Raw genomic sequence first — 15,085 nt, 5'->3', positions numbered from 1 at the left:
CTGACGCACGCCGCTGACAGTCGGCGCGGCTCGGGGTCAAGTCGGTGCGAGACGTGTCGGGCGGCCCGGCCCGAAGTTGTGCACAGGCCCCACTTCGAAGCGATTTCCCCGCTCTAACTCTGTGGTCGTAGTAGTAGGGCCTGTGGAAACCGTGGAAAACTGACTTTGCGCAGGTCAGCGAGGGTTTTTTGTCCACCGGTCCTGTGGGTGGCGCCCGTGGACAACTCAGTCGTTCTGTGGACGCCGGAAAGTTCTGCACACGCGATGCACAGGAGACACCCGGTTCTCCCCAGCGGCGTCCCCAGTTTTACCCACCTTCCCCACAGCCCAACCCGGCTCCTTGGTGTGACGCCTTTCACTCGGTCCGGTGAGAGTGACCGTTTCGTTGCCGAACAGTGGACAGGCGTGTGGAGAAGCTGTGGGCAACCGGCCTGTGGCTGTGGGCGGCCGGTGGACAACTCGAAGCACGGCCTGTGGGCAATCCGTTCGTCCACAGTCTGTGGACTCTCGTTGACCACAATTCCACACCCGGCTGACCTCGACTGATCCCATCCTGCACCCCAAGCCTGTGGACGGTTTCGGGACAACGGAGAAGTCCCCAAGGTGTGGACGGTCCATCCGCTGTGGATCTGTGGAGAACTGCCCTGTCGGAGCATGGAATCGAACAGCAGGGGAGACCGAACGACGAAGGGCGCCCCGGGAGTTGTCCGTCCCGGAGCGCCCTTGTCCGTGTCTGCCGTGGCTCTGAGATGTCTCTGCGGTGCCTTTGCGGTCGTCTCAGCGCGTGTCTCCGCGCGTGTCCGTACGGGCTGCCGCTGCGGTGCCTCTGCGGCCCGCTCAGCCGTTCTTGATGCGGTTGGTCAGCTCGGTGACCTGGTTGTAGATGGAGCGCCGCTCGGCCATCAGCGCCCGGATCTTGCGGTCCGCGTGCATCACGGTCGTATGGTCCCGGCCGCCGAACTGCGCGCCGATCTTGGGCAGGGAGAGGTCGGTCAGCTCACGGCACAGGTACATCGCGATCTGCCGCGCCGTGACCAGGACCCGGCTGCGCGAGGCGCCGCACAGGTCGTCCACCGTGTGCCCGAAGTAGTCGGCGGTCGCCGCCATGATCGCGGTGGCGGTGATCTCCGGGGCCGCGTCCTCGCCGCCCGGGATCAGATCCTTGAGGACGATCTCGGTGAGACCGAGGTCCACCGGCTGCCGGTTCAGGCTCGCGAAGGCCGTGACGCGGATCAGCGCGCCCTCCAGCTCCCGGATGTTGCGGGAGATCCGGGAGGCGATGAACTCGAGCACCTCCGGCGGCGCGTTCAGCTGCTCCTGCACCGCCTTCTTGCGGAGGATCGCGATGCGCGTCTCCAGCTCCGGCGGCTGCACATCGGTGATCAGACCCCACTCGAACCGGTTGCGGAGCCGGTCCTCCAGGGTGACCAGCTGCTTGGGCGGCCGGTCGGAGGAGAGCACGATCTGCTTGTTGGCGTTGTGGAGCGTATTGAAGGTGTGGAAGAACTCCTCCTGCGTCGACTCCTTGCTCGCCAGGAACTGGATGTCGTCGACCAGCAGGATGTCCATGTCGCGGTAGCGCTTGCGGAACGCGTCCGCCTTGCCGTCGCGGATGGAGTTGATGAACTCGTTGGTGAACTCCTCGGAGCTCACGTAGCGCACCCGGGTGCCCGGGTAGAGGCTGCGGGCGTAGTGCCCGATGGCGTGCAGCAGATGGGTCTTGCCGAGCCCCGATTCCCCGTAGATGAAGAGCGGGTTGTACGCCTTGGCCGGCGCCTCGGCGACCGCGACCGCCGCGGCGTGCGCGAAGCGGTTGCTGGCGCCGATGACAAAGGTGTCGAAAAGGTACTTGGGATTCAGCCGGGCGGTCGGCTCACCGGGGCCGGACGCGGGCGCGGGCTGCGCGGCGAGCGGGCCGGGGGCGCCGGTCTGCGAGGGCAGGACGGGCGGTCCGCCGCGGGCGCGCTCCAGCGGGTCGGGGAGATCGTGGCGCTGCTGCTCGTACGGCGGACGCTCGGGCACGCCGCCGGGGCCACCAGGCCCTCCGTGCCCTCCGGGGCCGCCGTGGTTTCCCGGACCGCTCGGACCGCCTGGACCACCCGGACCGCCTGATCCCTGGGCTCCCCCGGGTGCGCCCGGACCGGGGCGCTCCGTGCCCGGGCCCCGGTAGTCGCCGCGCTGTTGCTGGTCGTACGGCTGCTGGTCGTAGCCGGACGAGGAGTGCTGTGACGCGTACGGATCGGCCTCGGGGAAGCCGCCGAGCCGGGGCTGCTGCCAGCCGTAGTCGTCATGGGGCCGCTGCCAGGCGGCGGGCTCGGGGCGCGGCTGCTGATAGCCGGGGTACGCGGGGCGGGCGGTCGGCAGCTCGTCGGGCGCCTGGCGGCCGTAGCCGTCGCGGCTCTCGTAATTCTCGTAGCCGTCGCGACCGTCCCGGCTCTCGTAACCGTCCCGGCTCTCGTAACCGTCGCGGCGATTCTCATAGCCGTCCCGGCTGTCGCGCTGCATCTGCTGAGGGACGATCGGCTCGCCCGCCGACTCGTCGACGGTGATCGCGATGCGGATCGGGCGGCCGCACTCCCGGCTCAGCGTTTCGCTGACGATCGGGGCCAGCCTGCCCTCCAGTACGCCCTTGGCGAATTCATTGGGGACGGCCAGCAGGGCGGTGTCGGCGACGAGTGCGAGGGGCTGGCACCGTTTGATCCAGTGCTCGTCCTTGGCCTCGACGCCCTGTCCTCCCTGACCCGTGCCTTCTCCCAGAAGCCGTTCGAGCACGCGTGGCCACACTGCGGCAAGATCGGCAGGTACGTCAGCCACAGGGCACGCTCTCTCACTCGCTGGGTGGGGGACGCCGACATGTCCCACGAAAGGTGGTTCTCGGGACGGGTGGGAAGGAATCGGAGCCTGGCCACGGTAGTCAGGCCGGGGTTCAGGGTTCAAGTCGTTGTCCACAGGGTGTGTACAAATGTGCCATGTGGTGTCGCCGGTCGTTCCCTTGCCCCCGCGGGTGGTACGAGTGGGGCGCCGTCCGGGCCGTCTGTCGGTTTGACCGGATGGCGTAACCGCGCGTACCGTAACCAGGTCGAGTTGTCGATGGCTGCTGCCGCCTGCCTCCGATGGGCAAGGGTCACGGGCTTCATGATCCGTGATCGTGAAGCGGTGCACTCGGGCGTATTGCGAGCTACTCGTGGGCGCACGGTGACAGCCAGGCGATGTACCGCCACTACCCGATTCATTTCTGGAGCCCCCGAGTGAGCAAGCGCACCTTCCAGCCGAACAACCGCCGCCGCGCGAAGACCCACGGCTTCCGGCTGCGTATGCGCACCCGTGCCGGCCGCGCGATCCTCGCGTCCCGCCGTAGCAAGGGTCGCGCCCGCCTGTCGGCCTGAGCAGCCTGACCCAAGGTCCATGACGTGCTGCCTACCGAGCATCGGCTGAGGCGGCGCCAGGACTTCGCGGCCGCGGTACGCCGAGGACGCAGGGCGGGTCGCCCGCTTCTTGTCGTGCACTTTCGCAGCGGCCTCACCAGCAAAAACACGGACCCGCACGCACCTGGGGAGAGTGCTCCCCCGGCGCGTGCGGGTTTCGTCGTCAGCAAGGCGGTCGGCGGTGCCGTCGTCCGCAATCTGGTGAAGCGCAGACTGCGCCATCTCATGCGGGACCGTCTCGATCATTTTCCCGCAGGTAGCCTTGTGGTCGTACGGGCGCTGCCCGGTGCGGGTGAGGCGGGTCACGACCAGCTGGCCCGCGACCTCGACACCGCAGTGCAGCGGCTACTGGGAGGGGTGCCGCGATGAAGTACCCGCTGCTGTGGTTGATCAAGCTGTACCAGTGGACCATCAGCCCCATGTTGGGACCGGTCTGCAAGTACTACCCGTCGTGCTCGCACTATGGCTACACGGCCATTGACCGGCACGGCGCGGTAAAAGGAACGGCGCTGACGGCGTGGCGCATCCTGCGCTGCAACCCATGGTCGCTAGGTGGCGTCGACCACGTGCCGCCCCGGAAGCATCCGGTGTGGCACCAGCGGCTGCGGAACCGCTTCGGCGGGCACTCCGCTGTGGAACCTGCCGCACAGCCCGAGACCCAGCCCAACGCCCAAGGAGCCTGATTCGTGGACACGATCCTCGGTCCTCTTTATGACGTAGTTTCCTGGATCATCGTCCAGTTCCACTCGTTCTACAGCCTCATTTTTGAACGGAACAGTGGCTGGGCGTGGGGTCTGTCCATCGTTTCGCTGGTGGTACTGATCCGTATCTGCCTGATCCCGCTCTTCGTGAAGCAGATCAAGGCGACGCGGAACATGCAGGCGCTCCAGCCGAAGATGAAGGCGATCCAGGAGCGCTACAAGAGCGACAAGCAGCGCCAGTCCGAAGAGATGATGAAGCTCTACAAGGAGACGGGCACCAACCCGCTCTCGAGCTGTCTCCCGATTCTGGCGCAGTCGCCGTTCTTCATCGCGCTCTACCAGGTCCTCAACCACATCGCGAACAACAAGACGGTCGGCGTCATCGACCAGTCGCTGCTGGACAGCGCCCGTAACGCGCACATCTTCGGCGCCCCCCTGTCCGTGAAGTTCCTGGACTCCGCCTCGAAGGTCGAGTCCCTCGGCGCGTCGCTGACGGACGTCCGGGTCGTGACGATCACCATGATCGTGCTGATGTCGGCGTCGCAGTTCTTCACCCAGCGCCAGCTGATGACCAAGAACGTCGACCTCACGGTGAAGACGCCGTTCATGCAGCAGCAGAAGATGCTGATGTACGTCTTCCCGATCATGTTCGCCGTCTTCGGCATCAACTTCCCCGTCGGTGTCCTCGTCTACTGGCTGACCACCAACGTCTGGACCCTCGGCCAGCAGATGTTCGTCATCCGCCGTAACCCGACCCCGGGCAGCGTCGCCTTCAAGGCGCGCCAGGAGCGGCTGCGGGCCAAGGGCAAGCTGAAGGAGGAGCCGGCCGAGGTCGCCGCCAAGGAGGCCGCCGAGACCGCCCGAGCCAACCGCCAGCAGCCCAAGCGGCAGACCAAGTCGCAGCGCACCACTGCGGGCGGCCACGGCCACAGCAAGGCGACGGCGCAGTCCGGCTCCACGGCGAAGGTGACCAAGGCCGACCAAAAGCAGACGCAGCAGAGCGCGGCGGAGAAGAAGGGCTCGCAGGGCGGCAAGCCGGCCGGCGGCTCGGCCTCCGGCTCCCGGAACACGAAGTCCGGGCAGCGCAAGGGCCAGCAGCGTCCCAAGCACCCGTCCAAGAAGTAACGAAGGAGTCCATCCGTGACGGAAGGCACCACCCCCGCCGCCGAGGGTGTCGACACCCTGACCCGCCTCGAACAGGAAGGGGAGATCGCGGCCGACTACCTCGAAGGTCTGCTGGACATCGCGGACCTCGACGGTGACATCGACATGGACGTCGAGGCCGACCGCGCAGCGGTGTCGATCATCAGCGAGTCGACCAGCCGTGACCTCCAGAAGCTGGTCGGCCGCGACGGCGAGGTGCTGGAGGCCCTTCAGGAGCTGACCCGGCTCGCGGTGCACCGGGAGACCGGCGACCGAAGCCGGCTGATGCTCGACATCGCCGGATACCGGGCCCGTAAGCGTGCCGAGCTGACCGAGCTGGGCGCCAAGGCCGCGGAAGAGGCGAAGGGCACCGGCGAGCCGGTGAAACTCAAGGCGATGACGCCCTTCGAGCGCAAGGTGGTGCACGACGCGGTGGCCGCAGCCGGACTGCACAGCGAGTCCGAGGGCGAGGAGCCCCAGCGCTGTGTGGTCGTTCTCCCGGCCTGACCAGGCCCGGCCTCATGGTCTACCCGGCCCCGCCTGTGCGCAGGCGGGGCCGAATCTTGTCAGCCTTACATCAGCATCAGCGTTCAACACAGTGCTCGGTACGGAAGGACGGTTCCCGTGACGGAAGCAGCGGAGCTCCCCCCGGCGCCCGAGGAGGCTCGGGATGTATTCGGTGAGTGCTTCCCGGAGGCCGTTCGGTATGGCGAGCTGCTGGCCGATGTGGGCGTGACCCGCGGGCTGATCGGCCCGCGTGAGGTGCCGCGGCTGTGGGAGCGGCATCTGCTGAACTGCGCCGTGCTCTCCGAGGTGGTGCCCGAGGGCGTCACCGTCTGCGATGTGGGCTCGGGCGCCGGGCTCCCCGGCATTCCGCTTGCCCTGACCCGCCCGGATCTGCGGATCACCCTGCTGGAGCCGCTGCTGCGCCGTACGAACTTCCTCCGGGAAGTGGTGGAGCTGCTGGGCCTGGAGCATGTCACGGTCGTGCGCGGCCGGGCCGAGGAGGTCCTGGGGAAGCTTCCCCCGGTGCATGTGGTCACGGCTCGGGCGGTGGCGCCGCTGGACCGGCTGGCGGGCTGGGGGGTTCCACTGCTGCGGCCGTACGGAGAGATGCTGCTGCTGAAGGGCGACACGGCCGAGGAGGAGCTGAAGCACGCCCGGGCGGCGCTGAGCAAGCTCGGTGTGGTGGACACCTCGGTGCTGCATGTCGGCGAGGGCATCGTGGATCCGCTGTCCACCGTGGTGCGGGTCGAGGTCGGGGAGAGCCCGGGCGGTGTGCGTTTCGCCGCGAAGCGCGCCAAGGCGGCGCGTAAGGCGCCGCGGCGTCGTCCCTGAGCCCTCCGACGTAGGCCGACCGGCCTGACGGGGTGCTCCATACAAGCTGCCTAAACTACGCATACCGGAGTGTCGCGACAGAACAACGGGCCTGTCCGTGCATCGTGTTTCACGTGAAACGTCGCTCCCTGCTGCATGGAATCATCAGTCGCGGTCGTGCGGCGGCTCTGCCCCGCGACCGCCGCCCCCGTAAAGACGTGGATTCATCCACAGGAGGACGGGCCTCGCTGGTTCACAACCCCCAAAGCATGGCAGGCTCTGTGCATCGCGAGCCTGATGTCGAGGAGAGTGAATCCTTGCGGTCCGACGCCAACATCGCGGGGCCGATGACCGATCCGGTCCCCGGCCCCCGTACCGAATCGGCGGGGGAGGACGTTTCACGTGAAACTCCGCCCCCGATGGACGACACCCCTATTGGCCGTGCCGCTCAACTGGCGGTGGAAGCCCTTGGCCGGGCTGGTGAGGGACTGCCCAGGCCGGAGCAGACCCGGGTGATGGTGGTCGCCAACCAGAAGGGCGGGGTCGGAAAGACCACGACCACGGTCAATCTGGCGGCGTCTCTCGCCCTGCACGGCGGACGAGTCCTCGTGATCGACCTCGACCCGCAGGGCAATGCCTCGACGGCGCTGGGGATCGACCACCACGCCGAAGTCCCCTCGATCTACGACGTTCTGGTCGACAGCAAGCCGCTGTCCGATGTGGTGCAGCCGGTGCCGGACGTGGAGGGGCTGTTCTGTGCCCCGGCCACGATCGACCTCGCCGGTGCCGAGATCGAGTTGGTCTCCCTGGTGGCGAGGGAGAGCCGGCTGGAGCGAGCCATCCAGGCCTATGAGCAGCCACTGGACTACATCCTCATCGACTGTCCGCCCTCGCTCGGGCTGCTGACGGTCAATGCGCTGGTGGCCGGGGCGGAAGTGCTGATCCCGATCCAGTGCGAGTACTACGCTCTGGAGGGGCTCGGGCAGCTCCTGCGCAATGTCGACCTGGTGCGGGGTCATCTCAACCCCAAGCTCCATGTCTCGACGATTCTGCTCACGATGTACGACGGCCGGACCCGGCTGGCCTCCCAGGTGGCGGACGAAGTCCGCAGCCACTTCGGAGGTGAGGTGCTCCGGACGAGTATCCCGAGATCGGTGCGCATCTCCGAGGCCCCCAGCTATGGGCAGACGGTTCTGACCTATGACCCGGGATCGAGTGGTGCGCTCTCCTATCTTGAGGCGGCCCGGGAGATCGCGCTTCGCGGGGTCAACGTGCAGTACGACGCTCAGCACGCTCATGCCCTGCCCATGCCCGAGATCAGCCAGCACGACCAGCACAGCATGCAGGAGGGGATTCAGTGAGTGAGCGACGCAGAGGACTGGGCCGTGGGCTCGGTGCTTTGATTCCTCCCGCGCCGAAGGGGGCCGACAACGCCGGACCCGCGACGGGCGGGGGGACGGCCACCAACTCAGGGGGCTCGACCTCACCGACCGCGGTCCCGGTGCTCACCCAGGAGCGCGGGGTGGCGGCGGCCAAGGTGGCCGCTCTGTCCACGCAGAGCGTTCCACGTGAAACCGAGCCGCCCGCCCCGCCGGAGCCGGAGCCCGAGGCCGCGCCGGCGCCCACGGTGGACGAGGTGGCCGGGGCGCACTTCGCCGAGCTGCCGCTCGACTTCATCACGCCCAACCCCCGTCAGCCGCGCGAGGTGTTCGACGAGGACGCCCTGGCCGAGCTGGTCACCTCGATCCAGGAGGTCGGCCTTCTCCAGCCGGTCGTGGTGCGGCAGTTGGCGCCGGAGCGCTATGAGCTCATCATGGGTGAGCGGCGCTGGCGGGCCTGCCGTGAGGCGGGGCTGGAGAAGATCCCCGCCATCGTCCGGGCCACCGACGACGAGAAGCTTCTGCTCGACGCGCTGCTGGAGAACCTCCACCGGGCACAGCTCAACCCGCTCGAAGAGGCCGCGGCGTACGACCAGTTGCTGAAGGACTTCAATTGCACGCATGACGAGCTGGCGGACCGCATCGGGCGCTCGCGCCCCCAGGTCTCCAATACGCTGCGGCTGTTGAGGCTCTCTCCCTCCGTCCAGCGCAGGGTCGCGGCGGGCGTGCTCTCCGCGGGCCACGCCCGGGCCCTGCTCTCCGTGGAGGACGCGGAGGAACAGGACCGGCTGGCGCACCGCATCGTGGCCGAGGGGCTGTCGGTGCGGGCCGTCGAGGAGATCGTCACCCTGATGGGATCGCGGTCGGGCGGTGCTCCCAAGGCGAAGGGGCCGCGGGCCGGTACCCGGGTGTCCCCCGCGCTGACGGATCTGGCGTCCCGGCTGTCGGACCGTTTCGAGACCCGGGTGAAGGTCGACCTCGGTCAGAAGAAGGGAAAGATCGTCGTCGAGTTCGCCTCGATAGACGATCTGGAGCGGATCCTCGGCACCCTGGCTCCGGGCGAAGGACCGGTGTTGGAGCAGCCGCTGTCCGCCGAGGACCAGGCGGCGGACGAGGACGGATGAGGCGCTGACCGTACGGCTCGGCCACGCTCCGAAGCCGTGGGAAAGCGCCGCAGGGGCGGGTCGTGTTCCGATGACATCGGAACACGACCCGCTCTTTGCTCAAGGGCGGTATCGGTGCAATGTCCGCACGGATACGATGCGATCAGATAGGGCGGATCCATGGGAGGCACCTCATGCGGAGGGCAGGGCCATGCGATCGGTGAGCCGCACCGGACTGGTGGCCACAGGGTTGGGCCTGGGCGCTGTCGGCGGTTTCGTCGGTAGTCTGATCAGGGAGCGTAGTGCGCTGTCAGCCGCCCGTGCCGCGGCTGGCCACGGAAGTGAGGGACTGGCTTCATGGGGCGTCGGCTTGTACCGCTCACGTTGGACAACCTCCCGGACATCCCCAAGCGCTGTCGCGCATGTGTCTTCTGGGAGCTCGACCCGGTCAGCGGCGAGGCTGCGGTAAGGGCCGGACGTCCGGAGCTGGAGAAAGAAGCCTGGATCTCGGCCGTTCTGCTGGAGTGGGGATCCTGCGGCCGGGTGGTCTACGTCGATGAGGTGCCGGTGGGCTTCGTGCTCTACGCGCCGCCTGCGTATGTGCCGCGCTCCACGGCCTTTCCGACGAGCCCGGTCGCGGCGGATGCCGTGCAGCTGATGACCGCCTGGCTCATGCCGGGATACCAGGGCCAGGGGCTGGGCCGGGTGATGGTGCAGACCGTCGCGAAGGATCTGATCCGCCGGGGCTTCAAGGCGATCGAGGCCTTCGGGGATGCCACCTGGAAGGAACCGGCGTGTGTGCTGCCCGCTGATCACCTTCTGGCGGTGGGGTTCAAGACCGTGCGGCCGCATCCGCGCTATCCCCGGCTGCGGCTTGAGCTGAGGACGACGATCTCCTGGAAGGAGGACGTCGAGCTGGCGCTGGACCGGTTGCTCGGTGCGGTCCAGAAGGAGCCGGCGCTTCGGCCGCTCTGAGAGTTCCACGTGAAACGCGAAAGGGCTGCCCTCTCGGGCAGCCCTTTCGTCGGTGCGGGTGGCTCAGCCGATGAAGTCGGCCAGATCGCGCTCGATCGCGGCCTTCGGCTTGGCGCCGACGATGGTCTTGGCGACCTCGCCGCCCTGGTAGACGTTGAGCGTCGGAATGGACATCACGCCGTACTTGGCAGCCGTGGCCGGGTTCTCGTCAATGTTGAGCTTCGCGATGACGATCTTGTCGGCGTGCTCGGCGGCGATGGCCTCCAGGGAGGGGGCGATCTGACGGCACGGACCGCACCACGCGGCCCAGAAGTCGACGAGTACCGGCTTGTCGCTCTTGAGGACGGTCTCCTCGAAGTCGGCGTCTGTCACGGTGACCGTGGCACCGGCCATGATGTTTCTCCTTAATCGTTGATGCAGGGACGGAAGCGGATTCAGACGGTGGCGTCCTCGCCGTCGCCCAGGGAGGCGAGGAAGCGCTCGGCGTCCAGGGCGGCCGCACAGCCGGTACCGGCGGCGGTGATCGCCTGACGGTAGGTGTGGTCCACGACATCACCCGCGGCGAAGACGCCCGGGAGGTTCGTGCGGGTGGAGGGCGACTCGACCTTCAGGTAGCCCTCGTCGTCCAGGTGCAGCTGGCCCTTGAACAGCTCGGTCCGCGGGTCATGGCCGATCGCGATGAACAGACCGGTGACCGGCAGCTCGGAGGTCTCGTCCTTCTTGACGTCGCGCAGCGTGAGGCCGGAGAGCTTGCCGTCGCCGTGGATCTCCGTGACCTCGCTGTCCCAGATGAACGAGATCTTCGGGTCGGCGAAGGCACGCTCCTGCATCGCCTTGCTGGCCCGCAGCGTGTCCCGGCGGTGGACCACGGTGACCGACTTGGCGAACCGCGACAGGAAGGTCGCCTCCTCCATCGCGGTGTCACCGCCGCCGATGACGGCGATGTCCTGGTCCTTGAAGAAGAACCCGTCACAGGTGGCACACCAGGAGACGCCACGGCCCGACAGCTCGTCCTCACGGGCCAGCCCCAGCTTGCGGTGCTGGGAGCCGGTGCTGACGATGATGGTCTTCGCGCGGTGCACCGTACCGGCGGAGTCGGTGACGGTCTTGATGTCCTCGCTGAGGTCGACCGCGACCACATCGTCCGGGACCAGCTCGGCGCCGAAGCGCTCGGCCTGCCCCCGCATGTTGTCCATGAGGTCAGGGCCCATGATGCCCTCGCGGAAGCCAGGGAAGTTCTCCACGTCGGTGGTGTTCATCAGGGCACCACCGGCGGTCACGGATCCTTCGAAGACCAGCGGCTTCAAGGAAGCGCGGGCGGTGTAGAGCGCGGCCGTATAGCCCGCGGGCCCGGAACCGATGATGATCACGTTGCGGACGTCGCTCACGGATGTCTTCCTTGTCTCTGCCGACTGCCGACTGCCTGACTGGACGGCGGCGCACTCCCCGGATGTCCGGAGAACCCGCTGCCATCCCACCCAACGGATCCTACGGGTCCGGCATTCCCGCGCGCTGCCAGGCGGGCCGTGGTTGTGGGCTGTGCCTCAGCCTCGCGGATACGTACGGGACACCAGAAGCTTCCCGGGAGAGGCGTGGGAGGCGGAGACGCAGGAGGCGTCGACCACGAAGGCGTCGACGAGCGAACTGTCGGAGCGGTGCGGCATCACGACGACGTAGGCGGTCTTGCCATCGTAGGTGTCCTGCTGCGCGGCGAGAACCGGCTCGGAGCGGCCGGTCCCGCGCTGGACGCAGGACGGAACCACCGGGTCGTCCGCGCGCAGCGGCATATCCGGAGTGTTCTGGGTGGTGACACCGCGCGACGGGGTGGTCTTCTGGTCGGCGAGCATCTCCTGCACCCGGCCCTTGAGGGTCCCCTCGGAGAGGGTGGACTTCGCCGTGGAGCTGGGGTCCGCGTGGGCCGTGGTGCCGGGGCCACCGTTGTCGTGGTCGGAGCCGCTCGGGAAGAAGAGGGTGCCGATGCCGATCACGGCAGCGGCGCACGCGCTGCCGAGCAGCACCTTGGGCCAGCGCCGGGAGCGGCCCCCACGGGCCCCTGCGCCGGTGCGGGGAGTGCTCTTGCGCCCCGGCCCGGTGGCGGCACGCGGACGCCCTGCGGGCCGGTCCACGGCCGGGGAGGGCTTGCCCTCCGTCGCGGAGGCCGAGGGGGCGGCCGCGGGCTCGGTTTCACGTGAAACATGCCCTGCGGAGTCAGCGTCCTCGGTTTCACGTGAAACCGAGGCGCGGTCGCCAGGAGCCGTCGCGTCGAGGAGGGCCTCTGCGGCGAGCGCGGCGTCGATCCGGCCGGCGATGTCATCGGGCATCCGCACCGGCCCCGGGAGAGTGCCCAGCGTCGAGCGGATCTCGTCCAGGGACGTCTGTACATCGGCACACAGCCCGCAGGTGGCGAGGTGCGTGCGCACATCGACGGTGCGGGACGGAGAGAGCAGACCTTCGGTGAGTGCGGAGATCTCCGCGACTTCCGGGTGCTCGTCCGTGTCCGTCGAGGATGTCACGCTCGCCCACCTCCGCCCTTCACGGCATCTGTGTCAGTCGGTCCTGCCGCCGGTGGGACGGATGTCCCCTGCGACCGGTTCCTTCCCCCGCCGGAGGGGACGCTACCCCGCCCGTTCGGATGGAGATGCGAGAGCAGTGGCAGCAGCCGGGCGCGCCCCCGCGCGCAGCGGCTTTTCACGGTGCCGGTGGGGACGTCCAGGACCTTGGCGGCCTCCGCCACGGGATACCCCTGCATGTCGACCAGCACCAGGGCGGCGCGCTGCTCGGGCGGAAGGGTGCGCAGCGCCCCCAGCAGCTCGCGATGGAGATCACCGCGCTCGGCGGGCGCGGCGGCCGATTCATGGGGCTCCAGAAGCTGCTCGAGCCGCTCGGTGTCGTCGACGGGGGAGGTGCGACGGGAGGCGGCCTTGCGCGCCCGGTCCAGACACGCGTTGACCGTGATGCGGTGGAGCCAGGTCGTCACGGCGGACTGGCCCCGGAAGGTGTGCGCGGCGCGGTAGGCGGAGACGAGCGCGTCCTGGACCGCGTCGGCGGCCTCCTCCCGGTCGCCGAGGGTGCGCAGCGCCACCGCCCAGAGTCTGTCGCGGTGGCGTCGCACGATTTCACCGAAGGCATGCGGATCGCCGGCCACGTGCTGGGCAAGGAGCTCGCCGTCGCTTGCTCCGCCGATGGTGGCGTCGTCCAACGTTGAGCCCCCTCCCCGGTCGGCCGGCTGCCCTGGGGTCAGCCGGTGAACTTCACTTCAGTGATGGCCTGCTTGTGACCAGCTCGGCTGTACTCGTCGCCTGGTGCACTCGGCATCGCGGTCACCCAGACGAGGACGTAGCGGCTCTGCTTGGTGCCCTTGACCTTCAGATCGGACGTTGTGGACGACGTCTTGCCCGAAGCAAGCTTCGTGAACGAGCCGACAGGGTCCCCTGCCGACGCGGATGGTGTGAGGGAATCCGTTCTGTACAGCGAGACTTCGGTGTAGGGGCCGCCGAACCGAAGCGAGAGCGAGGCGCCACTGATCTTCTGCTCCGAGCCGAGGTCGTAGACGATGCCGACCCCCTGCTTGATGCTCGGGGCGAGCTGAGGGCCGTCGATGAAGCTATTGGTACGCCAGGCAGTCGACGATTTCCCGTCGTGAGTGAGGTTGGCCTCGTCGGCGTTCTGCGCGCTGCCGTCCGGGGCGAACTCGACGGCGTCCTCGATCGGGATCGGCTTGCTGGCAACCTGACCGGGCTTTTCGTCGTCCTTCTCACTGGTGGAACTACCGGGGTCCGGCTTGTTCTCCTCCTTCAGAAGGGTGTCCGCGAGTTGCCAGCTGCCGAGGCCGAGGGCCGCGATCAGCAGGGCCGAGACGGTCCACTTGAGGGCCTTGCCGGTACGGCTCTGAAGGGGAGCCGGTGGCGGCATGGGGGCCGCGGCGGGGCCGATCGTGCGTGACGAGCCACCGTGGGCGGGCGGCTGGCCGTAGCCCTGCTGGTAGTTCGTGCGCTGGTACGCCGGGGAGGGCGTGAAGGCGGGCTCCGGCGGCCGGATGCGCGGCATGGCCGCGACCGCCTTGGACAGCTCCTCCGGCGTGGTGCAGGGCTGGTCCTGACGGGAGGCGGTGGCGCCGTCGTTGACCAGCGCCCGCATCGCCAGCTCGGAGAGGCCCCGGTGGACTCCCGCGCGGACCTGGTCGGGGGCGATCAGGCCGACGCCCTTGGGCAGCCCGGAGAGGCCGTGGGCGTCCTGGTCGTACGGCCAGCGCTGGGTGAGCCCGGCGTACAGCAGCGCGCCGATCGACTCGGTGTCGGTGCGCTGCGGGTGTTCGGAGCTGATGCCGCGCAGGGCGGCCAGGACGGCGAGGCCGCGGATGCGGTACTGGCCCGATTCCGTGCGCAGCACGGAGCCGGGGTTCAGCCGCAGATGGGCCAGGCCCTCACGGTGGGCGGCGGCCATGGCCTGGGAGACCTGGCTGACCAGTTGATAGGCGTCGTGTGGCTCGAGCGGCCCCGACGCGAGCACGGTGGTCAGCTCGGTGGCGTCGGGAAGCCATTCATGGACGACGTAGACGAGGTCGTTCTCCTCGACGGCGTCGAGTACCTGGACGAAGCGGGGGTCACCCAGCAGCGCCGCCGAGCGGGCGGCGGCGAGCACCGGACGGGCCCGCGGATGGTCGGCGGGCAGGACGTGAACGCCGACGGCCCGGCGCAATTTCTCGTCCACCGCACGCCAACTGCTGAATCCGTCCAGTCGGGTGACGCACTCCTCCAAACGGTAGCGTCTGGCCAGCTTGTGGCCGCTGTGCAGCTCGGGGGGATTTACATCGGCCGCGGCACCTTTGTCCCGGTTGCCTGCGGCCTCTGTTTCCTTACCGGCCTTCTGTTGCGTCCCCGCCCCGTCGGCCGTGGCCTTTCCCGCCTCGGCGGTCAGCGACTCCTCGCCGTCGCTGTCGGCCACGTCGACGGCAGCCGTGCTCCGTTCCGCCACCGTCGTTCCTGCCTCCCCATCCGTTGCGCCTACTCCGAGCCAAGACAATTGTGCCCACAGTCCGCCGC

At 68.5% G+C, this 15,085-nt stretch carries 15 protein-coding genes; 9 read left to right on the top strand and 6 right to left on the bottom strand.

What is annotated here, in order from left to right:
* Positions 1-837 precede the first annotated feature (837 nt).
* Entirely contained in the window at positions 838-2,814 is a 1,977-nt protein-coding gene (gene dnaA, locus HYQ63_RS21875; protein WP_179935484.1) for a chromosomal replication initiator protein DnaA, read from the bottom strand.
* Between the two features lie 434 nt (positions 2,815-3,248).
* Here dnaA and rpmH point away from each other — a divergent pair, with 434 nt between their 5' ends.
* The 9 genes from rpmH to HYQ63_RS21830 all read left to right on the top strand — a co-directional run bounded on the left by rpmH (position 3,249) and on the right by HYQ63_RS21830 (position 10,043).
* Positions 3,249-3,386: a 50S ribosomal protein L34 gene (gene rpmH, locus HYQ63_RS21870; protein WP_003956500.1), complete on the top strand. Its 138-nt coding sequence runs from the start codon at positions 3,249-3,251 to the stop codon at positions 3,384-3,386.
* Positions 3,387-3,410: 24 nt separating this feature from the next.
* On the top strand, positions 3,411-3,794 hold the full coding sequence (rnpA, locus tag HYQ63_RS21865; protein WP_009716484.1) for a ribonuclease P protein component: 384 nt from the start codon (positions 3,411-3,413) through the stop codon (positions 3,792-3,794).
* Positions 3,791-4,108 (top strand): membrane protein insertion efficiency factor YidD, encoded by a 318-nt coding sequence (gene yidD, locus HYQ63_RS21860; RefSeq protein WP_009716485.1) that lies wholly within the window; start codon positions 3,791-3,793, stop codon positions 4,106-4,108. The genes rnpA and yidD overlap by 4 nt, the downstream gene beginning before the upstream one ends.
* 3 nt (positions 4,109-4,111) lie before the next feature.
* On the top strand, positions 4,112-5,251 hold the full coding sequence (gene yidC, locus HYQ63_RS21855) for a membrane protein insertase YidC (RefSeq protein WP_179935483.1): 1,140 nt from the start codon (positions 4,112-4,114) through the stop codon (positions 5,249-5,251).
* 15 nt (positions 5,252-5,266) lie between these two features.
* On the top strand, positions 5,267-5,776 hold the full coding sequence (locus HYQ63_RS21850; RefSeq protein WP_009716487.1) for a R3H domain-containing nucleic acid-binding protein: 510 nt from the start codon (positions 5,267-5,269) through the stop codon (positions 5,774-5,776).
* A gap of 117 nt (positions 5,777-5,893) precedes the next feature.
* Positions 5,894-6,607, top strand: coding sequence for a 16S rRNA (guanine(527)-N(7))-methyltransferase RsmG (gene rsmG, locus HYQ63_RS21845; RefSeq protein ID WP_009716488.1), 714 nt, complete (start codon positions 5,894-5,896; stop codon positions 6,605-6,607).
* Positions 6,608-6,855: 248 nt separating this feature from the next.
* Positions 6,856-7,947, top strand: a complete 1,092-nt coding sequence (locus HYQ63_RS21840) for a ParA family protein (RefSeq protein WP_179940361.1) — start codon at positions 6,856-6,858, stop codon at positions 7,945-7,947.
* Positions 7,944-9,089 (top strand): ParB/RepB/Spo0J family partition protein, encoded by a 1,146-nt coding sequence (locus tag HYQ63_RS21835; RefSeq protein WP_179935482.1) that lies wholly within the window; start codon positions 7,944-7,946, stop codon positions 9,087-9,089. Before HYQ63_RS21840 ends, HYQ63_RS21835 begins: the two co-directional genes overlap by 4 nt.
* A 336-nt stretch (positions 9,090-9,425) precedes the next feature.
* Positions 9,426-10,043, top strand: a complete 618-nt coding sequence (locus tag HYQ63_RS21830; protein ID WP_009716491.1) for a GNAT family N-acetyltransferase — start codon at positions 9,426-9,428, stop codon at positions 10,041-10,043.
* Positions 10,044-10,106: 63 nt separating this feature from the next.
* Here HYQ63_RS21830 and trxA read toward each other — a convergent pair whose 3' ends face one another.
* The 5 genes from trxA to HYQ63_RS21805 all read right to left on the bottom strand — a co-directional run bounded on the left by trxA (position 10,107) and on the right by HYQ63_RS21805 (position 15,017).
* The gene (gene trxA, locus HYQ63_RS21825; protein WP_009716492.1) at positions 10,107-10,436 is read right to left on the bottom strand and encodes a thioredoxin; all 330 of its coding nucleotides are present in this window, start codon (positions 10,434-10,436) and stop codon (positions 10,107-10,109) included.
* Positions 10,437-10,477: 41 nt separating this feature from the next.
* On the bottom strand, positions 10,478-11,431 hold the full coding sequence (gene trxB, locus HYQ63_RS21820) for a thioredoxin-disulfide reductase (protein ID WP_179935481.1): 954 nt from the start codon (positions 11,429-11,431) through the stop codon (positions 10,478-10,480).
* 156 nt (positions 11,432-11,587) lie between these two features.
* Positions 11,588-12,556, bottom strand: coding sequence for a hypothetical protein (locus tag HYQ63_RS21815; RefSeq protein ID WP_179935480.1), 969 nt, complete (start codon positions 12,554-12,556; stop codon positions 11,588-11,590).
* A complete protein-coding gene (gene sigM, locus HYQ63_RS21810) occupies positions 12,553-13,242 on the bottom strand; it encodes an RNA polymerase sigma factor SigM (protein ID WP_009716495.1) in 690 nt (229 codons plus the stop codon). The genes HYQ63_RS21815 and sigM overlap by 4 nt, the downstream gene beginning before the upstream one ends.
* 38 nt (positions 13,243-13,280) lie before the next feature.
* Positions 13,281-15,017: a protein kinase family protein gene (locus HYQ63_RS21805; RefSeq protein WP_179935479.1), complete on the bottom strand. Its 1,737-nt coding sequence runs from the start codon at positions 15,015-15,017 to the stop codon at positions 13,281-13,283.
* Positions 15,018-15,085 lie beyond the last annotated feature (68 nt).

The sequence above is a fragment of the Streptomyces sp. Rer75 genome (assembly GCF_013414305.1).
Classification (GTDB): domain Bacteria; phylum Actinomycetota; class Actinomycetes; order Streptomycetales; family Streptomycetaceae; genus Streptomyces; species Streptomyces himastatinicus.
This window is presented reverse-complemented; position numbering and strand designations above follow the sequence as displayed.